The 20,868-nt window shown below is 69.9% G+C and carries 19 protein-coding genes and 1 tRNA gene; 13 read left to right on the plus strand and 7 right to left on the minus strand.

Features of this window, described 5'->3' with window-relative positions; genetic code table 11:
• Positions 1 to 188 precede the first annotated feature (188 nt).
• From aceE to msrA, 3 genes are all read left to right on the plus strand, one after another.
• Positions 189 to 2,888: a pyruvate dehydrogenase (acetyl-transferring), homodimeric type gene (gene aceE / locus ACFO6Q_RS06045; protein WP_380019673.1), complete on the plus strand. Its 2,700-nt coding sequence runs from the start codon at positions 189 to 191 to the stop codon at positions 2,886 to 2,888.
• 351 nt (positions 2,889 to 3,239) lie between these two features.
• The gene (locus ACFO6Q_RS06050) at positions 3,240 to 5,600 is read left to right on the plus strand and encodes a DUF3772 domain-containing protein (RefSeq protein WP_380019674.1); all 2,361 of its coding nucleotides are present in this window, start codon (positions 3,240 to 3,242) and stop codon (positions 5,598 to 5,600) included.
• A 67-nt stretch (positions 5,601 to 5,667) separates the two neighbouring features.
• Positions 5,668 to 6,294, plus strand: coding sequence for a peptide-methionine (S)-S-oxide reductase MsrA (gene msrA, locus ACFO6Q_RS06055; RefSeq protein WP_380019675.1), 627 nt, complete (start codon positions 5,668 to 5,670; stop codon positions 6,292 to 6,294).
• A 43-nt stretch (positions 6,295 to 6,337) separates the two neighbouring features.
• On the opposite strand, the gene ACFO6Q_RS06060 is transcribed toward msrA, so the two are convergent.
• The 3 genes from ACFO6Q_RS06060 to cysD are packed head-to-tail and all read right to left on the minus strand — an operon-like array spanning position 6,338 to position 9,866.
• Complete coding sequence (locus ACFO6Q_RS06060) at positions 6,338 to 7,039, minus strand: SDR family NAD(P)-dependent oxidoreductase (RefSeq protein ID WP_380019676.1); 702 nt, start codon at positions 7,037 to 7,039, stop codon at positions 6,338 to 6,340.
• 14 nt (positions 7,040 to 7,053) lie between these two features.
• Positions 7,054 to 8,964 (minus strand): sulfate adenylyltransferase subunit CysN, encoded by a 1,911-nt coding sequence (gene cysN, locus ACFO6Q_RS06065; protein ID WP_380019677.1) that lies wholly within the window; start codon positions 8,962 to 8,964, stop codon positions 7,054 to 7,056.
• Positions 8,964 to 9,866, minus strand: coding sequence for a sulfate adenylyltransferase subunit CysD (gene cysD / locus ACFO6Q_RS06070; protein WP_380019678.1), 903 nt, complete (start codon positions 9,864 to 9,866; stop codon positions 8,964 to 8,966). Before cysD ends, cysN begins: the two co-directional genes overlap by 1 nt.
• 337 nt (positions 9,867 to 10,203) lie before the next feature.
• Here cysD and ACFO6Q_RS06075 point away from each other — a divergent pair, with 337 nt between their 5' ends.
• Entirely contained in the window at positions 10,204 to 10,521 is a 318-nt protein-coding gene (locus ACFO6Q_RS06075; RefSeq protein WP_380019679.1) for a hypothetical protein, read from the plus strand.
• A 328-nt stretch (positions 10,522 to 10,849) separates the two neighbouring features.
• Here the strand turns inward: ACFO6Q_RS06075 and ACFO6Q_RS06080 are convergent.
• Both ACFO6Q_RS06080 and ACFO6Q_RS06085 read right to left on the minus strand, forming a co-directional pair.
• Positions 10,850 to 10,926, minus strand: a tRNA-Met gene (locus ACFO6Q_RS06080).
• Positions 10,927 to 10,997: 71 nt separating this feature from the next.
• Positions 10,998 to 11,459: an OsmC family protein gene (locus tag ACFO6Q_RS06085; protein WP_380019680.1), complete on the minus strand. Its 462-nt coding sequence runs from the start codon at positions 11,457 to 11,459 to the stop codon at positions 10,998 to 11,000.
• Between the two features lie 168 nt (positions 11,460 to 11,627).
• On the opposite strand from ACFO6Q_RS06085, the gene ACFO6Q_RS06090 reads away from it, so the two are divergent.
• The 3 genes from ACFO6Q_RS06090 (at position 11,628) to ACFO6Q_RS06100 (ending at position 13,800) form a co-directional block, all read left to right on the plus strand.
• Positions 11,628 to 11,867 (plus strand): DUF1272 domain-containing protein, encoded by a 240-nt coding sequence (locus ACFO6Q_RS06090; RefSeq protein WP_380019681.1) that lies wholly within the window; start codon positions 11,628 to 11,630, stop codon positions 11,865 to 11,867.
• An 86-nt stretch (positions 11,868 to 11,953) separates the two neighbouring features.
• Positions 11,954 to 13,126 (plus strand): phosphoglycerate kinase, encoded by a 1,173-nt coding sequence (locus ACFO6Q_RS06095; RefSeq protein ID WP_380019682.1) that lies wholly within the window; start codon positions 11,954 to 11,956, stop codon positions 13,124 to 13,126.
• Positions 13,123 to 13,800, plus strand: a complete 678-nt coding sequence (locus ACFO6Q_RS06100) for an HAD hydrolase-like protein (protein ID WP_380019683.1) — start codon at positions 13,123 to 13,125, stop codon at positions 13,798 to 13,800. Before ACFO6Q_RS06095 ends, ACFO6Q_RS06100 begins: the two co-directional genes overlap by 4 nt.
• Before the next feature lie 20 nt (positions 13,801 to 13,820).
• On the opposite strand, the gene ACFO6Q_RS06105 is transcribed toward ACFO6Q_RS06100, so the two are convergent.
• The gene (locus ACFO6Q_RS06105; RefSeq protein ID WP_380019684.1) at positions 13,821 to 14,435 is read right to left on the minus strand and encodes an NAD(P)H-dependent oxidoreductase; all 615 of its coding nucleotides are present in this window, start codon (positions 14,433 to 14,435) and stop codon (positions 13,821 to 13,823) included.
• A 90-nt stretch (positions 14,436 to 14,525) separates the two neighbouring features.
• Here ACFO6Q_RS06105 and ACFO6Q_RS06110 point away from each other — a divergent pair, with 90 nt between their 5' ends.
• A complete protein-coding gene (locus ACFO6Q_RS06110; protein ID WP_380019685.1) occupies positions 14,526 to 15,182 on the plus strand; it encodes a TetR/AcrR family transcriptional regulator in 657 nt (218 codons plus the stop codon).
• A 169-nt stretch (positions 15,183 to 15,351) separates the two neighbouring features.
• Here ACFO6Q_RS06110 and ACFO6Q_RS06115 read toward each other — a convergent pair whose 3' ends face one another.
• A complete protein-coding gene (locus tag ACFO6Q_RS06115; RefSeq protein WP_380019686.1) occupies positions 15,352 to 15,783 on the minus strand; it encodes an organic hydroperoxide resistance protein in 432 nt (143 codons plus the stop codon).
• A 148-nt stretch (positions 15,784 to 15,931) separates the two neighbouring features.
• On the opposite strand from ACFO6Q_RS06115, the gene pyk reads away from it, so the two are divergent.
• From pyk to ACFO6Q_RS06140, 5 genes are all read left to right on the plus strand, one after another.
• Entirely contained in the window at positions 15,932 to 17,398 is a 1,467-nt protein-coding gene (gene pyk, locus ACFO6Q_RS06120) for a pyruvate kinase (RefSeq protein ID WP_380019687.1), read from the plus strand.
• Positions 17,399 to 17,424: 26 nt separating this feature from the next.
• Positions 17,425 to 18,003, plus strand: a complete 579-nt coding sequence (locus tag ACFO6Q_RS06125; protein ID WP_380019688.1) for a hypothetical protein — start codon at positions 17,425 to 17,427, stop codon at positions 18,001 to 18,003.
• An 89-nt stretch (positions 18,004 to 18,092) separates the two neighbouring features.
• Positions 18,093 to 18,533: an energy transducer TonB gene (locus ACFO6Q_RS06130; protein ID WP_380019689.1), complete on the plus strand. Its 441-nt coding sequence runs from the start codon at positions 18,093 to 18,095 to the stop codon at positions 18,531 to 18,533.
• 16 nt (positions 18,534 to 18,549) lie between these two features.
• The gene (locus ACFO6Q_RS06135; RefSeq protein ID WP_380019690.1) at positions 18,550 to 19,602 is read left to right on the plus strand and encodes a hypothetical protein; all 1,053 of its coding nucleotides are present in this window, start codon (positions 18,550 to 18,552) and stop codon (positions 19,600 to 19,602) included.
• A 116-nt stretch (positions 19,603 to 19,718) separates the two neighbouring features.
• Positions 19,719 to 20,729: a class I fructose-bisphosphate aldolase gene (locus ACFO6Q_RS06140; RefSeq protein ID WP_380019691.1), complete on the plus strand. Its 1,011-nt coding sequence runs from the start codon at positions 19,719 to 19,721 to the stop codon at positions 20,727 to 20,729.
• The last annotated feature ends 139 nt before the right edge of the window (positions 20,730 to 20,868 follow it).

Consider the following 20,868-nt stretch of genomic DNA (forward strand, 5'->3'; position numbering starts at 1 on the left):
CCGTTCGCGCGAGTATGCCGCCTGCGACGCGACGGATCCGGGTCGCAGGCGTGACGTGCCGCGGTGTGCACGGCTGTGCAGCATGCACGGGAAACGCGGGACGACTAAACTGGTGCCTTCCCTCGCGACGGGCTTGCGCCGTACGCGACCACCGCGCGGCGTCCCTGCGCCGCTTTGAAGAGATCCGCATGAACCAGCTCACCGACATCCTCGACCAGGACCTCGACCCGACCGAAACGCAGGAATGGACCGACGCGCTGAAGGGCGTGATCAACGCCGACGGCACCGATCGCGCGCACTACCTGCTCGAGCGAATGGTCGACGAGACGCGCCGCGCCGGCGGCTACCTGCCGTTCGAGATGACGACCGAGTACGTCAACACGATCCCGCCGCACCTGGAGGCGCGCTCGCCGGGCGACGCGGCGATGGAGTGGCGCATCCGCTCGCTGATCCGCTGGAACGCGATGGCGATGGTGGTGCGCGCGAACCGCAAGCCGGGCGACCTCGGCGGCCACATCGCCAGCTTCGCCTCGTCGGCGACCCTGTACGACGTCGGCTTCAACCACTTCTGGCGCGCGCCGAACGAGAACCATCCGGGTGACCTCGTGTTCCACCAGGGCCACTCCAGCCCCGGCGTGTACGCGCGCTCGTTCCTCGAAGGCCGCATCAGCGAGGAGCAGCTGGACTACTTCCGCATGGAAGTGGCCGGCCACGGCAAGGGCCTGTCTTCGTACCCGCATCCGTGGCTGATGCCCGAGTACTGGCAGGTGCCGACGGTGTCGATGGGCCTGGGCCCGCTGCAGGCGATCTACCAGGCGCACTTCATGAAGTACCTGGAGAACCGCGGCCTGATCGCGCCGAGCGACCGCAAGGTGTGGTGCTTCCTCGGCGACGGCGAGTCCGACGAGCCCGAATCGCTCGGCGCGATCTCGCTGGCCGGCCGCGAAGGGCTGGACAACCTGATCTTCGTCATCAACTGCAACCTGCAGCGCCTGGACGGCCCGGTGCGCGGCAACGGCAAGATCATCCAGGAGCTGGAAGGCAACTTCCGCGGCGCCGGCTGGAACGTGATCAAGCTGATCTGGGGCAGCTACTGGGATCCGCTGCTGGCGCGCGACACCAGCGGCAACCTGCGCAAGATCATGATGGAGACCGTCGACGGCGAGTACCAGAACTGCAAGGCCTTCGGCGGGGCGTACACGCGCGAGCACTTCTTCGGCAAGACGCCGGAGACGCGCGAGCTGGTGGCGAGCCTGTCCGACGACGACATCTGGCGCCTGAACCGCGGCGGCCACGATCCGCACAAGGTCTACGCCGCCTACCACCAGGCGGTGAACACCCAGGGCATGCCGACGGTGATCCTGGCCAAGACGGTCAAGGGTTACGGCATGGGCGCGGCGGGCGAATCGCAGAACCCCACCCACCAGCAGAAGAAGCTCGACAACGAGGCCGTGCGCGCGTTCCGCGACCGCTTCAACATTCCGGTCGCCGACGACAAGGTCGACGAGGTGCCGTACTACCACCCGGGCAAGGATTCGCCGGAGGTGCAGTACCTGCTCGAGCGGCGCAAGGCGCTCGGCGGCTTCCTGCCGCAGCGGCGCACCAGGAGCGCCTCGATCGCGGTGCCGGACCTGTCGGCGTTCGAGCAGATCACCAAGGGCAGCGGCGAGCGCGAGATCTCCACCACGATGGCGTTCGTGCGCGGCATCAACCTGCTGCTGCGCGACAAGCAGGTCGGTCCGCGCATCGTGCCGATCGTCGCCGACGAGGCGCGCACCTTCGGCATGGAAGGCATGTTCCGCCAGATCGGCATCTACGCGCCGTTCGGCCAGAAGTACAAGCCGGTCGACGCCGACCAGCTGATGTACTACCGCGAGGACCAGAAGGGCCAGGTGCTGCAGGAAGGCATCAGCGAGCCCGGCGCGATGAGCGCGTGGATGGCCGCGGCGACGAGCTACTCGGTGTCGGACGTGCCGATGCTGCCGTTCTACATCTACTACTCGATGTTCGGCTTCCAGCGCATCGGCGACCTCGCCTGGGCCGCCGGCGACATGCGCGCGCGCGGCTTCCTGGTCGGTGGCACCTCCGGCCGCACCACGCTCAACGGCGAGGGCCTGCAGCACGAGGACGGCCATTCGCACCTGCTGGCCGGGGCGATCCCGAACTGCCGCGCCTACGATCCGACCTTCTCCTACGAGGTCGCCGTGATCGTGCAGGACGGCGCGCGCCGCATGCTGCAGGAGCAGGAAGACGTCTACTACTACGTCACCGTGATGAACGAGAACTACGCGCACCCGGACCTGCCGGCGGGCGCGGAGGCGGACATCATCAAGGGCATGTACCTGCTGCGCGATTCGGGCAAGAGCAAGGGCAAGAGCAAGATTCCGGTCGTGCAGCTGCTCGGCTGCGGCACGATCCTGCGCGAGGTGATCGCGGCGGCGGAGCTGCTGGAGAAGGAGTTCGGCGTGGCCAGCGACATCTGGTCGTGCCCGAGCTTCACCGAGCTGCGCCGCGACGGCTTCGACGCCGAGCGCTGGAACCGCCTGCATCCGATGGACAAGAAGCCGCGCAAGGCGCACGTGACGGCCTGCCTGGAGGATCGCGCCGGCCCGGCGATCGCCGCCACCGACTACGTGCGCGAGTACGCCGACCAGATCCGCGCGTTCATGCCGGACGGCAAGCGCTACACCGTGCTCGGTACCGACGGTTTCGGCCGCAGCGACACGCGTGCGAACCTGCGCGCGTTCTTCGAGGTGGACCGCTACTGGGTCGCGCATGCGGCGATCGCCGCGCTCGCCGCCGAGGGCAAGATGAATCCCGAGGACGTGGCGCGCGCGATCAAGCTGTGGAAGCTCGATCCGGACAAGCCCAATCCGGTGACCGTCTGAGGTCGCGGGGCGAAGGCCTTCCCGTTCGGGGCGGTCTTCCACTCCGGCTTCCCTCACCCCGGCCCTCTCCCGCAAGCGGGAGAGGGGGAATGGCGTTGCTTTCACCTCTGCCGCAAGCGAGAGGGAGGGGAACAGCGCGTTGCCTTGACCTCTCCCGCAAGCGGGAGAGGTCGCCGCGTACCGCGCGGCGGGTGAGGGGAGCGATGCGCGAGGGCCCGGCGGGAGCGCGCCTTTTCCGATGACTTCACGCACACCCTCGTCACCGCCCACCCGCATCGCCCCTGAAGCCCCGCCGAACCACCGCAGCCCATTCGATTGACGCCCCCTGGCAGGCGCTTCGATGATGCGCGGATGCCTTCGATCCAGCGCCTTGTTTTCCTCTTTTTCCTGCTGCTCGCTGCGCCGTGCTTCGCGCAGGGGCCGGACGCGTCCAAGCCGTTCGACGACGCGCGCCAGCAGCTCGCCGACATCCGCAAGCAGCTCAAGGCGAGCACCGAGGATCCGTCCGAACTCGACGACGCCCAGCTCGGCAAGCTGCGCGACGCCGCCGGCGCCCTGCTCGATCAGGCGAACGCGCTGGCGGCCGACCGCATGCCGAAACTGGCCGCCCTCGCAGCGCGCGGCAACGCGCTCGGGCCGGCGCCGGAGAAGGGTGTCGCCGAAGCGCCCGAGATCGCCGCGCAGCGCGCCGACATCGAGAAGCAGCGCGCCGCGATCGACGGCGAGGTCAAGCAGGCCAACCTGATCGCGGAGGAGAGCCAGCAGCTGGTCGGCGACATCGCCGAGGCGCGCCGGGCCGGCTTCCGCGCCCGCTTCGGGCAGCGCACGGACTCGCCGCTGTCGCCCGGTTTCTGGGGTGGCATCGGCGACAATTTCGCCCGCGACACCACGCGCGTCGGCAGCGTGCGTACCGGCCTCGTCACGGCGCTGCGCGACAGCTTCGCGCCGGACAATCGCTGGTTCGCGCTCGGCGGGCTGGCGATCGGGCTGCTGCTGATCGTGTTCGGCCGCTGGCGCGCCGAGCGCTGGCTGATGCAGCTGACCGCGGACCGCGTCCCGCACGGCCGACTACGCCGATCGGCGCTCGCCTTCGCCGTCGTCGCGGTCACCACCTTGTTCACCGGCTTCGGCGCGCAGGCGATCGTCAGCGGGCTCGACTGGCACGGTGCCCTCACCGACGCCGAGCGTTCGCTCATGCGTTCGCTGGTCAACGCGGTCTTCGTCGGCAGCTTCGTCGCCGGCCTCGGTCGCGCGCTGCTGTCGGCGGCGCGGCCCTCGTGGCGGTTGCCGCCGATCGGCGATGCGCTGGCGCAGCGCCTGCGGCGTTTCCCGCTGGCGTTCGGCGTCGTGGCGGTGCTGGCCATCGTGCTGGGGCGGCTCAATCGCCTGGCCAACGTCAGCCTTTCCGCGACCATTTCCGCCAGCCTCGTGGTCGCGCTCCTCAACGCCGGGCTGATCGCCTGGGCGCTGCTGCGCGCCGGCCGGACGGAGGAGGCGGAGGACGCCGAGCCGGCGCCGCGTCCCGCCTGGGTCGGCTTCACCATCGGAGCACTGTGGATCGGCGTCGCCGTGACGGTGATCGCGGCGCTGCTCGGCTACGTCTCGCTGGCGAACCTGGTCGCCACGCAGATGGTCTGGTTCGGCATCGTCGCCGGCACGTTCTACCTGCTCGTCCATCTGATCGAGGACATCTGCGCGACCGCGCTGTCCTCGCGCGCGAACTGGGCGCAGAGGACGCTCGGCCTGGAGCCGCGCCTGCTCGACCAGGCCGGCGTGCTGTTCTCCGGCGCCTTCCGCGTCGTCGCATTCCTGTTCGCGATCGCCGTCGCCGTGGCGCGATTCGGTTCCGAGCCGGCCGAGCTGATCGCGCGCGGCACGCAGGCGGGCAGCGGACTGAAGATCGGCCAGATCCTGATCACGCCCGGCGCCGTGCTCGGCGCCGTGCTGGTGTTCCTGTTCGGCCTGATCACGATCCGCGTGCTGCAGCGCTGGCTGCTCGAGAAGTACCTGCCGACCACGAAGATCGACCCGGGCATGCGCAGCTCGGTCACGACCCTGCTCGGCTACGCCGGCGGCGTGGTCGTGTTCGCGTTCGCGCTGTCGGCGATGGGATTGAGCGTCGAGCGCATCGCCTGGGTCGCCAGCGCGCTGTCGGTCGGCATCGGCTTCGGCCTGCAGGCGGTGGTGCAGAACTTCGTGTCGGGCCTGATCCTGCTGGTCGAGCGGCCGGTCAAGGTCGGCGACTGGGTCGTGCTCGGCGACACCGAGGGCGACATCCGCCGCATCAACGTGCGCGCGACCGAGATCCAGATGGGCGACCGCTCGACCGTGATCGTGCCGAACTCCGAGCTGATCACCAAGAGCGTGCGCAACGTGACGCTCGCCAATGCGGAAGGACGCGTGCTGATCCGCCTGCCCGTGCCGATCGACACCGACGCCGACCGCGTGCGCGAACTGCTGCTGGCCTCGATCACCGCGCATCCGGGCGTACTCGAGAAGCCGGCGCCGTCGGTGCTGCTGGAGGGCATCCAGGGCGGCAACATCCTGTTCGTCGCGACCGCCTACATCGCCAGTCCGCGCCAGTCCGGCTCGGTGCGCAGCGACCTGCTGTTCGACCTGCTCGCGCGCCTGCGCGCGGCCGGCATCGCGCTGTCGACGCCGTACGACGTCAAGCTGCGGTCCGTGCCGGAGCCGGTTCCGCCGGCCTCGTGAGCGCACCGCTGAAAGCCGCGGCGCTCCCGGCCGGTCCATGACGGCACACACGAAACGGAGACCGCCGATGCTGCGCTGTCTGGCTTTGCTGCTCCTGCTGCTGACCACGGAGGCGTTCGCGATGAACGAAGAACCCGGACCGAACGGCGCCGCCGCGCCGACCACGGAAACCCTGACCCTCGGCGGCGGCTGCTTCTGGTGCGTCGAGGCGGTGTACGCGGAAATCCGCGGCGTGAACCGCGTCGAATCGGGCTACTCGGGCGGCACGCTCGCCGATCCGACCTACGAGCAGGTGTCCAGCGGCCGCACCGGCCACGCCGAGGTCGTGCAGATCACCTTCGATCCGCGCGTGGTCAGCCGCGACACGCTGCTGCGTGCGTTCTTCACCATCCACGATCCGACCACGCCCGACCGCCAGGGCAACGACGTCGGTCCGCAGTACCGCTCGATCGCGTTCTATCGCGACGAGGCGCAGAAGGCGGCGATCGAGCGCGCGATCCGCGAGACCGCCGACAGCCGCGAATGGAACGGCGCCATCGTCACCCAGGTCGAGCCGTTCAAGGTGTTCTACAAGGCCGAGAACTACCACCAGGAGTACTTCAAGCTGCACGGCGAGCAGCCGTACTGCCAGCTCGTCGTCGCGCCGAAGATCGCCAAGTTCCGCAAGCGCTTCCACGACCTGCTCAAGAGCTGAGCCAGCCCTCAGCTCTCAGCCCTCGTCCCGCGCAGCGGCAAGCCTAGACGCGGCCGACCACCGGGATCGACGCGCCGGTGACGGCGGCGGCGCGGTCGGACAGCAGGAACACGATGACGTCGGCGAGCTGCGCGGGCTTCACCCAGCGGTCGAAGTCCGCCTTCGGCATGTCGGCGCGGTTCGGCGGCGTGTCGATGATGCTCGGCAGGATCGCGTTGACCGTGATGAAGCGGTCCTTGAGCTCCTCCGCCAGCGCCTCGGTCAGGCGCGCCACGCCGGACTTGGAGGCCGCGTAGGCGCCCATGCCGGCGCCGGCCTTCGCTGCCGCGTTGGCGCCGATGTTGACGATGCGGCCGCCGGCGTTCTTCGACAGATGCGGAATCGCCGCCTTGCTCGCCGCGACCGCGCTGCGCAGGTTCACCGTGTAGAGCAGGTCCCAGGTGTCGAGCGTGCCGTCGGACACCGTCTCCCAGCGGAACGTGCCGGCGATGTTGACCAGCGCGTCGAGTCCGCCCAGCGCCTGCGCGACGGCGTCCAGCGCGGCGACGGCCGCTGCGGCATCGGTGAGATCGACGCCGCCCAGCAGCGTCGCCTCGCCGAGGTCGTCCGGCGCGTGCGGCCGCTCGGCGCGGTCGATGGCGGCCACGCGCGCACCTTGCGCCTGCAGCGCGCGCACCACGGCGGTGCCGAGCGCGCCGAACGCGCCGGTGACGGCGATGCGCTTGCCTTGCAGTTCTGCAGCCACGTCCTCGCTCCTCTTCAATGCAAGGCCTGGATGATGCCATGCCGCGCCAGGTACTCGACGATCGCATCCGCGGCGCGCTCCGGATCGCTGCGCGTGGTGTCGATGTGCAACTCCGGTGCCTCCGGCGCCTCGTAGGGCGAATCGATGCCGGTGAAGTTCTTCAACTCGCCGCGGCGCGCCTTGCGGTACAGGCCTTTCGGGTCGCGCCGCTCGACGATTTCCAGCGGCGTGTCGACGAAGATCTCGACGAACTCGCCGTCGTCGACCATGCCGCGGGCGAGTTCGCGCTCGGAACGGAACGGCGAGATGAACGCGGTCAGCACGATCAGGCCGGCGTCGACCATGAGCCTGGCGACCTCGCCGATGCGGCGGATGTTCTCGACGCGGTCGGCGGCGGTGAAGCCGAGATCCTTGCTCAGGCCGTGGCGCACGTTGTCGCCGTCGAGCAGGTAGGTGCGCGCGCCGAGTGCGTGCAGGCGCCGCTCGACCAGGTTGGCGATGGTCGACTTGCCGCTGCCGGAGAGGCCGGTGAACCACAGCACGCCGGGGCGGTGGCCGTTCATGCGCACGCGCGCGCGCTTGTCGACCTCCAGTGCCTGCCAGTGGATGTTCTGCGACCGGCGCAGCGCGAAGTGCAGCATGCCGGCGCCGACGGTCTGGTTGCTCAGCCGGTCGACGACGATGAAGCTGCCCATGTCGCGGTTCTGCGCGTAGGCGTCGAACGCGACCGCGCGATCGAGCGTCAGCACGCACACGCCGGTCTCGTTGAGCTGCAGCGTCTTGGCGGCGAGGTGCTCGAGCGTGTTGACGTCGACCAGGTACTTCGGCGCCGCGATCGAGGCGCCGACCGTGCTCGCGCCGAGCTTGACCAGGTACGAACGCCCCGGCAGCAGCGGCTCCTCGCCCATCCAGACCACGTGCGCCTCGAACTGGTCGGCCAGCCCTGCCGGGTCGTCGGCGGCGCAGATCACGTCGCCGCGGCTGACGTCGATCTCGTCGGCCAGGGTCAGCGTGACCGACTGGCCGGACACGGCCTGCGCGAGATCGCCGTCGAAGCTCACGACGCGCGCCACCGTCGACTGGCGTCCCGACGGCAGCACGCGCACGGCGTCGCCCGGCTTCACGCGGCCGCCGAGCAGGCGCCCGCTGAAGCCGCGGAAGGCATGGTCGGGGCGGTTCACCCACTGCACCGGCATGCGCAGCGGGCCGTCGCCGGCGCCGCCGTCGATCTCCACCTGCTCCAGGTGCTGCAGCAGGCTCGGGCCGCGATACCACGGCGTGTTCGCGCTCGGCGCGACGATGTTGTCGCCGCGCAGCGCCGACAGCGGGATTGCCACGACGTGGGCGATGCCCAGCCGCGCAGCGAACTCGCGGTAGATGCGCTCGATGCCGGCGAACACGCCGTGCGACCACTCGACGAGGTCCAGCTTGTTGACCGCCAGCACGACGCGGCGGATGCCGACCAGCGAGGCGAGATACGTGTGCCGGCGCGTCTGCGTCAGCACGCCCTTGCGCGCGTCGACCAGGATCACCGCCACGTCCGCGGTCGAGGCGCCGGTGATCATGTTGCGCGTGTACTGCTCGTGGCCGGGCGTGTCGGCGACGATGAACTTGCGCCTGTCGGTGCTGAAGAAGCGGTAGGCCACGTCGATCGTGATGCCCTGCTCGCGTTCGGCGGAGAGCCCGTCGACGAGCAGCGCGAAATCCAGCGCGTCGCCCTGCGTGCCGTAGCGCCTGGAGTCGGCGTCGAGCGCGCCGAGCTGGTCGTCCAGCAGCGACTTGGATTCGTACAGCAGGCGTCCGATCAGGGTGCTCTTGCCGTCGTCGACGCTGCCGCAGGTGATGAAGCGCAGCAGGCTCTTGTTTTCGTGCAGGTCGAGGTAGCGCTCGACGTCGCTTTCGATCAGGGCGGTGCGCTCGTCCATCAGAAATAGCCTTCCGTCTTCTTCTTCTCCATCGAGCCGCTGACGTCGCGGTCGATCAGGCGCCCCTGGCGCTCGGTGGTGCGCGCCAGCAGCATCTCCTGGATGATCTTGGGCAGCGTGTCCGCGCGCGATTCGATCGCACCGGTCAGCGGGTAGCAGCCGAGCGTGCGGAAGCGCACGTGGCGCAGGGTCGGCGTCTCGCCCTCGCGCAGCGGGAAGCGCTCGTCGTCGACCATCAGCAGCAGGCCGTCGCGCTCCACCACCGGACGCTCGGCGGCGAAGTACAGCGGCACGATCGGAATGTCCTCCTGGCGGATGTACTGCCAGACGTCCAGCTCGGTCCAGTTCGACAGCGGAAACACGCGGATGCTCTCGCCCGGCGCGTGGCGCGTGTTGTACAGGCGCCACAGCTCGGGCCGCTGGTTCTTCGGATCCCAGCGATGCTGCGCCGTGCGGAACGAGAACACGCGCTCCTTCGCGCGCGACTTCTCCTCGTCGCGCCGCGCGCCGCCGAAGGCGAGGTCGAAGCCGTGCAGGTCCAGCGCCTGCCTGAGCCCCTGCGTCTTCCACACGTCGGTGTGCGTGGCCGAGCCGTGCGTGAACGGGTTGATGCCCAGGCGCTCGGCCTCGGGATTGCGGTGCACGATCAGCTCCATGCCCGACTCGTGCGCCATGCGCTCGCGCAACTCGTACATCGCGCGGAATTTCCACGTCGTGTCCACGTGCAGCAGTGGGAACGGCGGGCGCGAGGGGAAGAACGCCTTGCGCGCGAGGTGCAGCATGACCGCGCTGTCCTTGCCGATCGAGTACAGCATGACCGGCCGCTCGGCCTCGGCGACGGCCTCGCGCAGGATGTCGATGCTTTCGGCTTCGAGGCGTTGCAGGTGGTTCAGGGCGGTCATGCGAAGCCGGGTCTCGCGGTCGGTTGCGGGCGCGCGAAGGGAGGGCGCCGGTGAGCAGGCTACGATAGCGTTTCCGCGCCGCGCCTGCTCGCCGGCGGCGCATACGCGCATGCCCGGATTGCATATGTGCCGTCCGGCTCCCGGAGGCCGGTTCGCCTGACGGCGAGGGAGGGCTGCCTGGCGGGGCGCCGTCCGCAATGCAGCCGGGGCGCGCCCGACGAAAAAACCCGCCGGACGGCCGGGCGTTTCTTCGCGGCATTGGCGCTGGGCTTTGGGTACCCTAGCCCGGGCATCGCCACTCGCCGCGCGGCTCGACTGGAGCATTCGGGATCAAACAATGGGCGCAGCGGTTCTCGGTGTGCTGGTCATCCTTGCGGTCATTCATCTTGCGCATTCTCGCGGCCCTCGCAGCTTCAGAGGACGCTTGATCAGCCTGTCGTTCGGGCTGTTGCTGTGCGCCTTGGGCGTCATCGGCGCGGTTCTCGCCGTGGCTACGTTCCTCTTTTTCGGGGGCGTGTCCAGCGAGCTGATTTTTGCGCAACAACCGGTCCGGACCGTGCTTGCGCTTCTGCTTCATTTGGCGGTCGACGGCATTTTCGTCGCTTTCGGCTGGCATCTTTTCAAGGTTGCCCGGCGCAACATGCCCAGGCCCTGAGGATCCTCTGCTGGTTGATGCTTCCGGCAGCGACAGCCGTGCGAACGGGCCTCGCGGCGAGGCGTGAATCGTCATGTCCGGGACAGGACGCTTGCGCGGGCGGGGAAAAGCAATGTGCCGAAGATGGCTACCGCCTGCGTGGACGGCACACCTCACCAGCAACGGCTCTTTTTGAGGGCTGGCGGCGACTGCCGGTGTCACGGTCGGGTAGCGCGGGGCAGGCGCCGGCTCGGGCGTGCCGCATCGGGCTGCGAAGTGCCGAAATGCCTGATTTCCAGCGGATTTGCAGACGCCGATGGCTTGCCTGGACGTCCGCGGATTGCGCGATTGGTGGCTATGGGTGGGCTCGAACCACCGACCTTGGCATTATGAGTGCCACGCTCTAACCGGCTGAGCTACATAGCCACGAGGGTCGCGTAGTTTAAGGACTTGGGGCGGCGGCGTAAACGGGGTCGGCCGGGCCGCCGGCCGGCCGTTCAGCGCGGCTCGACGCGGATCGCGGTGCGGACCGAATGGGCGATGAAGCAGCGTTCGTGCGCGGCTTCGTGCAGGGCGGCCTGCGCGGCGGCGTCGGGAGCGCGGCCATCGGCGTAGTCGATGCGCGGGCGCAGCACGACTTCGGTGATCGCCTGGCGCCCCGGCGCGATGCGGGCCAGGGTGCCGACCGCCTCGTCCTCGTAGCGGTCGACGACGAGGCCGCGCTCGGCGGCGAGCGAGAGGAACCAGAGCATGTGGCAGCTGGAGATCGCCGCGACGAAGGCTTCCTCGGGATCGACGCCGGCCGGGTCGGACCACGGCGCCGGCACCACCGCCGGCGAAGGCGAGGCGGCCACGACGGCGCCGCCGTCGAAGCGCCACTCGTGGCGACGCGAATAGCGCCCCGCGGCGAAGTCCGCGTCGTCGCGCTGCCAGCGTACGGTGCTCGTGTGGGTGCTCATCGCGCTCGCTCCGCAAGGGCGCGCATCGTAGCTCGTCCGTGCCGGCCGGGCAGGTGCCATTGGCGCGGCGGTCCGCGTCGCATTGGCTCCGGCCGGGCCGACGGCAGTGGCCGTTCCGTGCCGGGCGATCGGCGGCGATGCTGCCGCTCCCACCGTGAGGAGGCCGCCATGCTCGAACTGCGCGCGCACTGCGAATGCTGCGGCAGGGATCTGCCGCCGGATGCGCCCGATGCGCGCATCTGCTCGTTCGAATGCACGTACTGCGACGCCTGCGCGCGATCGCGCCTGCACGGTGTCTGCCCGAACTGCGGCGGCGAGCTGCAGCCGCGGCCGCGGCGTCCTGCCGCAGCGCTGGCCAAGCATCCGGCCTCGACCCTGCGGCGGCCGCTGGTCTGCGCCGGTTCCTGAGCGGCGCGGCGTCGCCCGGGCGTTGCGCGGCCGCGGGGCTGCCGCTGTAATGGTAGGCCGCGATACCGCCCTCCAGGAGTTTCCCGATGTCCGTCGTCCGCATGAGCGATCTCGATCTCGCCGGCCAGCGCGTGCTGATCCGCGAAGACCTCAACGTTCCCATCGACAACGGCCGCATCACCTCCGAGACGCGCATCCTCGCCTCGCTGCCGACGATCCGGCTCGCGCTCGACAAGGGCGCGGCGGTGATGGTGACTTCGCACCTAGGACGCCCGAAGGAAGGGCAGTGGACCGAGGAAGACTCGCTGGCGCCGGTCGCCGCGCGCCTGGGCGAGCTGCTCGGCCGCGAAGTGCCGCTGATCAAGGACTGGCTCGACGGTGTCGAGGTGAAGCCGGGCGAAGTCGTGCTGCTGGAGAACTGCCGCATGAACGTCGGCGAGGCCAAGGACGACGAAGCGCTGTCGAAGAAGTACGCCGCGCTGTGCGACGTGTACGTGATGGACGCGTTCGGCACCGCGCACCGCGCGCAGGCGTCCACGCACGGTGCGATCCGCTTCGCCAGGGTCGCCGCCGGCGGTCCGCTGCTGATGGCCGAGCTCGACGCGCTGGCGCGTGCGCTGGAACATCCGGCGCGGCCGCTGCTGGCGATCGTCGCCGGCTCGAAGGTATCGACGAAGCTGACCCTGCTCGAAACCCTGGTCGGCAAGGTCGACCAGCTCATCGTCGGCGGCGGCATCGCCAACACCTTCATCGCCGCGGCCGGCTACGAGGTCGGCAAGTCGCTGTTCGAGGCGGACCTGATCGACACCGCGAGGAAGATCATCGCCGCGGCCAAGGCGCGCGGCGCCGACGTGCCGATCCCGAGCGACGTGGTGGTCGCGACGGCGTTTGCGGCCGACGCACCGGCGACGGTGAAGAAGGTCGGCGACGTCGGCGGCGAGGACATGATCCTGGACATCGGGCCGGAGACGGCCGAGCGCTACGCGCAGATGATCGCCAAGGCCGGCACCGTGGTGTGGAACGGCCCGGTCGGCGTGTTCGAGTTCGACGCCTTCGGCCACGGCACGCAGACCCTGGCCAGGGCGATCGCGGCGTCGGACGCGTTCTCGATCGCCGGCGGCGGCGACACCCTGGCGGCGATCGAGAAGTACGGCGTGGCCGACCGGGTTTCCTACATCTCCACCGGCGGCGGCGCCTTCCTGGAATTCCTCGAGGGCAAGGAACTGCCGGCGGTCGCCGCGCTGAAGGCGCGCGCGTGAAGCTGGCGCTGTTCGATCTCGACGGCACGCTGATCGATTCGGAAACCGGCATCGTCGCGTCGATCGGATACGCGCTGGAAAAACTCGGCGCCGCGGTTCCGCCGCGCGAGGAGCTGCGCAGCTGGATCGGCCCGCCGCTGCGCATGACCTTTCCGCGCGTGCTCGGCGACGACGCGGCGACGATCGAGCGCGCGGTCGAGCTGTACCGCGAGCGCTATTCGGCGACCGGCTGGAGCGAGCATGTGGTCTACGTCGGCGTCGCCGAGGCGATCGCGGCGCTGGCCGCGGCCGGGACGACGCTGGCGGTGGTCACCTCGAAAGCCGCACTGTACGCCCCGCGCATCGTCGCCAGCCTGCCTTTCGGCGCCGCCTTCGCGCGCGTCTACGCCGTGCCGCCGGACAGCGCGCACAGCGAGAAGGCGACGATGATCGCGCAGGCGCTGGCCGACTTCGGCGTTGCGGCGGACGACGCGGCGATGGTCGGTGACCGCCACTTCGACATCGAGGGCGCGCGTGCGAACGGCGTGCGCGCGATCGGCGCGGGCTGGGGCTTCGGCAGCCGCGAGGAATTGCTCGAAGCGGGTGCCGACGCGATCGCCCAGACGCCGGCGCTGCTGGTGCCGCTGCTGCGCGCCCGGCAGGCGCCGGGCGAATCGGCCTGTTCCGCCGCCTGAGCGGATCGCCCGCGTGGCGCTTACGCGGCGACCGCGCGCTGCGGCGGCGCGGTGAACAAGCCTCTGCCGATCGCTTGCGCCGCATCCAGCCGCGAAGGCGCGATCCGGTCCGGCGATTCGAGCAGCAGTTCCGACGTCACCACGCGCGCACCGCAGTAGTCGAAGATGCCGTGGTCGATCTGCGTCTTCATGGCGCCGAAATAGCCGTGCCGCGCATAGGTGCGCAGGTTGGCGCCGCCGATCGCGACCAGGTGCACCGGCAGGCGGCGCAGGCGCTTCACCAGGCCGCTTTCCGTACTCTCGTCGTAGGCCCAGCCGTTGGTGAAGACGCGGTCGATCCAGCCCTTGAGCAGGGCCGGCATCGACCACCAGTAGACCGGATAGACCAGCGCGAGCGCGTCGGCGCGGTCGATGCGCGCCTGCTCGGCGAGCACGTCGGCCGGCGGCGAGGCGGTGCGCAGGTGCACGGCGACGTCGTCGATGCCGAAGCGCGGGTCGAAGCCTTCCGCGGCGAGATCGGCGATCTCGGACGAATGGCCACCGCCGGAAAGCGCCACGCCCGCGGCGACCTGCGCGGCGACGGCGTGCGTGAGGGAAGCGGGATCAGGATGCGCGACGACGATGAGCGCGTGCATGGGACAAGGACTCCGTTGCTGGATTGCGGGTGCGGCGGACCGCCCGTACACTTCAATATACCTTTGGTAAGTTACTTTCGGTACATAAGCGTGTCAATCCGCAGTCCGAAGAAGTCCGCCGCGAGCGTGCGGCGACGCCTGCCGCGCGAGGATCGCCGCCGCCAGCTGCTCGACGTCGCCTGGCGGCTGGTGCGCGCCGAAGGCACCGAAGCCTTGACGCTGGGCCGCCTGGCCGAGCGTTCCGGCGTCACCAAGCCGGTCGTCTACGATCATTTCGACACGCGGCAGGGACTGCTGGCGGCGCTCTACCGCGAATACGACGCACGCCAGACGGCGCTGATGGATGCGGCGCTGCAGGCGAGCCGTCCGACGCTGCACGATCGCGCGGCCGTGATCGCATCGTCCTATGTCGACTGCGTGATGCAGCAGGGGCGCGAGATACCGGGCGTGATCGCGGCGCTGGCCGGCTCGCCGGAGCTGGAGAAGATCAAGCGCGAATACGAGATCGCGTTCATCGGCCGCTGCCGCGACGTGCTCGGCCCGTTCGCCGGGGCGGATGCGATCGCCGCGCCGGGCCTGTGGGCGATGCTCGGCGCGGCCGAGGGGCTGTCGCACGCGGCCGCGCTCGGCGAGATCACCGCCGGCCAGGCGCGCGACGAACTGCGCGAGACGATTCTTTCGATGGTGGTGCGGACCTCGTCCGGCAAAGCGCGCCGCGGCGCCGCGGCCGCCCGCTCGCGCCGATGATCAGCCGATCCGCGTGGCCGCCGGCATCACGGGGACTTGCGGGAACGGCTGTGTCCCTCGAGCGGCGAGCGGCCCGCCGCGCGCAATCGGGTGCGTCGTCCCGCACGCCGGCGAATCCCGGCAAACGGCCGCCGCCGATCCGGCGGCAGGCCGGGCCTGCGAGCGGAACTCAGACCAGCGTGATCTTCACGTCGACGTTGCCGCGCGTGGCGTGCGAATACGGGCAGATGTCGCGATGCGCGGTGTCGACCAGCTCCTGCGCGACGGCGCGGTCGAGGCCGGGCAGGTTCACCTCCAGCTCCACCGCGATGCCGAAGCCGGTCGGCTCGCGCGGACCGATGCCGACGTGGCCGGTGACGCTGGTGTCGGCGGGAACGGGCACCTTCTTCTGGCCGGCGACGAAGCGCATCGCGCCCTCGAAGCAGGCCGCGTAGCCGGCGGCGAACAGCTGTTCCGGATTGCTGCCGACGCCGCCGGGGCCGCCGAGCTCCTTCGGCACCTTCAGGTCGAAGTCGAGCACGCCGTCGCTGCTCTTGATGTGGCCGGCGCGGCCGCCCTTCGCGGTCGCCGTAGCGGTGTACAGGATCTTGCTGACGCTCATGTCGCACTCCTCGGTGGCAGATGGGGAAACCTTCTACGCGCACATTGTGACGCCTGCGGCCAATCGCAACACGCCGGCGCGTTTGGGTGTCGCGGGCCTCGCGTATGATCGGGCGGATACGGCCCAGCCTCGCCCGGAGACCTCGCACGTGCAAGCGCAACTGCGTCGAACCAAGATCATCGCCACGCTCGGTCCGGCGACGGATGCGCCCGGTGCGCTGAAGCGGCTGCTCGCCGAAGGGGTGGACGTGGTGCGGCTGAACCTGTCGCACGGCACGCACGAGGACCATCGCGCGCGCGCCGACGCGGTGCGCGCGGCGGCGGCCGAACTGGGCAACGAGGTCGGCGTGCTGGCCGACCTGCAGGGGCCGAAGATCCGCGTCGAGCGCTTCGCGGCCGGGCCGGTGCACCTGGATCCGGGCCAGGATTTCCTGCTCGACTGCCGCATCGACGCGCCGCCGGGCGATGCCAGCCGGGTCGGCGTCAGCTACCACGACCTGTGGCGCGACGTGAGGCCCGGCGACGTGCTGCTGCTCGACGACGGCCTGATCTCGCTCGAGGTGATCGACGTGCTCGAACAGGCCGTGCGCTGCCGCGTGCTCGCCGGCGGGCGCCTGTCGGACCGCAAGGGCATCAACCGGCTCGGCGGCGGCCTGACCGTTGCCGCGCTGTCGGACAAGGACCGCGCCGACATCCGGCTGGCGGCCTCGATCGGCGCGGATTTCCTCGCCGTGTCGTTCGTCAAGACCGCCGACGACGTCGAGCAGGCGCGCGCGCTGCTGCGCGAAGCGGGTGGCGATGCGGCCCTGGTGGCGAAGATCGAGCGCGCCGAGGCGATCGAGAACCTGAGCGCCATCGTCGAGGTGTCCGACGCGGTGATGGTCGCGCGCGGCGACCTCGGTGTCGAAATCGGCGATGCCGAACTGCCGGGCCTGCAGAAGAAGATCATCCGCGAGGCGCTGCTGCACAAGCGCGTGGTGATCACCGCGACGCAGATGATGCAGTCGATGGTCGAATCGCCGATCCCGACCCGCGCGGAAGTGCTCGACGTCGCCAACGCCGTCATCGACGGCACCGACGCGGTGATGCTGTCGCAGGAGACCGCGGCCGGCCGGCATCCGGACAAGGCGGTCGCCGCGATGCGTCGCGTCTGCCTCGGCGCCGAACGCCAGTTCGAGCCGAAGGAAGACCTCAGCCCCGGCACGCACGGACTGGACCGCACCGACCAGGCGATCGCGCTGGCGGCGATGTTCCTGGCCAACCAGATCGGCGTGCGCGCGTTGATCGCGCTGACCGAATCGGGCGGCACCGCGCAGTGGCTGTCGCGCTATCGATCGACCGTGCCGATCTACGCGCTGTCGCGCAACCCGGCCGCGCGCCGGCGCATGCTGCTGTACCGCGACGTGCATCCGGTCGAGTTCGACGCGCGCGGCGTTGGGCCGACGCAGGCCGCGCGCGAGGCGGTGCTGCACCTGTTCCGGCTCGGCCATCTCGCCGTCGACGACCGCGTGATCCTGACCACCGGCGACCACACCGGCCAGCTCGGCGGCACCAACACGCTCAAGCTGCTGAAGGTCGGCGAGAGCGGCGTGGCCGAGGGACTGGGCGACCTGTAGCGCAGCAACGTCGGGGAGGAACGATCATGCGGACTTCGCTGTATTCGATCCTGTGCATCGTGGTGCGGCTGGGCGCGGTGATGCTGCTGGTGCAGACCCTGGTGTCCCTGCCCGGCGCATGGCAGGCGCTGCAGGCCTGGGACTCATCGGGTGGCGACGGCGGCGCACGCGGCATGCTGATCGGATTCAGCGGCGCACTGGTGACCTTGGCGGTCGTGCTGTGGCTCTATCCCGGCCTGCTCGCGCGGCTGGCCGCGGGCAATGCCAGCCGCGAGGTGTTCGACAGCCCGATCGCGGCGAAGGAACTGCACTTCATCGCGTTCTGCGTGCTCGGCGTCGTGTTCGCGATCGACGCCCTGCTCGGCCTCGTGTCGGTCCTGCTCCGCATCGCGGTGTCCGCCCGTTTGGGCGACGTCGCGTTTCCGACGCTCGCGTGGCAGAACGGCGCCGACCTGTTCGTGCTGCTGCTGAAGCTGGCGCTCGGCATCGGCCTGACGCTCGGCGCGCGCGGCCTGGTCGGCCTGCTGCATCGCCTGCGCGAGCGCGGCCTGCCGCCGCCGCGATACGACGCCGAGCCGGAAGAAACGCCGCCGGCGAAGGAATGACCGCGGCGTGCGACGCCGCACGAAGGTTCATCGTCTGTCCGTACAATGACGCCGCCACGTTCCGGATGGCGACCGCGGGAGGAACCCTCATGAAACGACTCGTCATCTCGCTGTGCGCGCTCGCCGCCGCTGCCGGCGCCTGCGCGCAATCGACCCTGCCGCCGAAGGTGGTTCCCGCCGACAAGCTCGCCGGCTACTGGCAGATGGACGCCTCCTCGGTGCAGGCCGACGCGCCGAACTACGGCAAGAACATCCAGCAGCCCGGCTGCGCGACGGTGTCCTTCGTGGTCGAGAAGGACGGCAGCACCAGCACGATCAAGGTGCAGAAGGTCGCGCCGGAAGGCGATCTGGGCAAGATCGCCGCCAGCGCGGCGTCGCACCTGCGTTTCGAACCGACCGTGTCCAATTCCGGCCGCGACCGCGTGTTCAGCTGGCTGATCTTCCCGTTCAACCTGCCGGCCGATGCGGCCACGCGCACGGCGGTCATGCAGCGCTGCGCCGTCGACACGCTGGACTGGAAGGACCATTGACCGGGAGGGTTCACGGATGAAGCCCGGTTCGCTCGTTCTGGCCGCCACCTTCGTGCTGGCGGCCGCTGGCGCCTCGCGTGCCGCGACGCTGCAGATTCACCCCTACCTGCGCGAAGGCGACAGCGCCGATCTGGTCGTGCTCGTCGACGGCAAGGAAGTTTGCGCGGTCAAGATCGCCAAGGCCGCGGCGGACGTGCACAAGAAACCCGCCTGCCGGTTCGAGCTGCCGGCATCGGCGTCCAGGCTGAGCGTGCGCGGCGAATACACCGGCGTGCGCTGGTCGACCAACCAGCGCTACCGCTACCAGGGCGAGCAGAGCTGGCCGCTGGTGGATTTCGCGCCGGTCGGCAGCCGGCTGACGCCGGCCGGCAAGTCCTATGGCGAGCGCGTGGCCGATTTCCTCGCCGCGGCCAATGCGTTCGCCGGCAGGCAGCTCGGCGCCAACTACGTGCGCTCGCTCGAAGCCGGCAAGCCGGCGGATGCGGCGGCGATCGCCGCGGCGGAAAAGCGGCTCGGCTACGCGCTGCCGGCGGAGTTCGTCTCGATCCAGCGCAGCGTCGGCGCCTTGCGCATCGGCGACCACGGCCTGATGGCGATCGAGGACGTCGCCGACGCCGACACGCAGATGCGCAAGGTCTGGGGCACGCCGGAAGACGCGATGCGCGAGTCGTACTCGGACAAGGCGCGCGCCAACCTGCGCGCCAGCACCTTGCTGTTCACCGAGGTCGGCGACGGCTACGGCGGCCTGCGTTACCGGCCCGCGCCGACCCAGGCCTGCGGCGAGCAGCCGTTCTACCAGTGGATCTCGCAGGAAGGCGGCGATCAGGCCCTGCGGCACGAGGACGGCCGCTGCATGGATTTCGCTGCGGCGTTCCGCTGGCTGATCGAAGGGTTCGTACTCGAGGACTACGCCGACGAACTGGCTTCGGAGAAGGGCGCCGTACTGATCGATTCCTCGGCCGGCGTCCAGCCGCTCGCGCTGGATACCTCGGCCGAGCGTTTCGCCGTCTCGCTGAGCGTGCGCTGGCAGGGGCCCAACGGCCTGTGGCGCAGCCCCGAGGCACCGTAGGTTCGCGCCGAACGCCCGGTGCGGAACTGGCCTATAATTCCGCCCCCCAAATCCGACCCCGGCCGGCGCAAGCGGCGGCCGCGGCGCGTTTTCGCTTTCCACGGAGCCGCCACTAGATGAGCATCGAAGAACTTGAAAGCATCGCCCAGGCGATGGTCGCGCCCGGCAAGGGCATCATCGCGATCGACGAGTCGACCGCCACGATCAAGAAGCGCTTCGACTCCGTCGGCGTGCCGAACACCGAAGAGAACCGCCGCGCCTACCGCGAGATGCTGCTGACCACGCCCAGGCTGGGCGAGCACATCTCCGGCGCGATCCTGTACGACGAGACGATCCGCCAGGCGACCAAGGCCGGCGTGCCGTTCACCAAGATCATGCTCGACGCCGGCGTGCTGCCGGGTATCAAGGTCGACCTCGGCGCCAAGCCGCTGGCCGGCTTCCCGGGCGAACTGGTCACCGAAGGTCTCGACGGCCTGCGCGAGCGCCTGGCCGAGTACGCCAAGCTGGGTGCCAAGTTCGCCAAGTGGCGCGCGGTCATCACGATCGGCGACGACACGCCGAGCGGCACCTGCATCGAGGCCAACTCGCACGCGCTGGCGCGCTACGCGGCGCTGTGCCAGGAAGCGGGCATCGTGCCGATGGTCGAGCCGGAAGTGCTGATGGACGGCGTCCACGACCTCGACGTTTCCTACGAAGTCACCGAAGCCACGCTGCGTTCGCTGTTCGGCGCGCTGTACGAGCAGAACGTGCTGCTCGAGGGCACGATCCTGAAGGCCAGCATGGTCATTCCGGGCAAGGACTGTCCGGACCAGGTCGACGTCGAGGACGTCGCCGAAGCCACCGTGCGCTGCCTCAAGGCGGCCGTGCCGGCCTCGCTGCCGGGCATCGTGTTCCTGTCCGGCGGCCAGTCCGACGAGCAGGCCACCGCGCACCTCAACGCGATGAACCAGATGGGTCCGCACCCGTGGCCGCTGTCGTTCTCCTACGGCCGCGCGATGCAGTCCGCCGCGCTGACGCTGTGGGCGAAGGACATGCAGGCGAACTTCGCCGAGGCGCAGAAGACCGTCGCGCTGCGCGCCAAGCAGAACGGCCTGGCCGCGCTGGGGCAGTGGAAGAAGGTGGCCTGAAGAGCTCTCCTGTTCCCGACGCGAAGGTTTCGGCTGACGTCGAGCCTTGCGTCGAATGAGGATCGGGCAACGAGAAACGGGCGCCATCGGCGCCCGTTTTCTTTTGTGCCATGCTGATGTTGCACGCACCTTCGATGAG

Source organism: Dokdonella ginsengisoli, assembly GCF_042652785.1.
Taxonomy (GTDB): domain Bacteria; phylum Pseudomonadota; class Gammaproteobacteria; order Xanthomonadales; family Rhodanobacteraceae; genus Dokdonella_A; species Dokdonella_A ginsengisoli.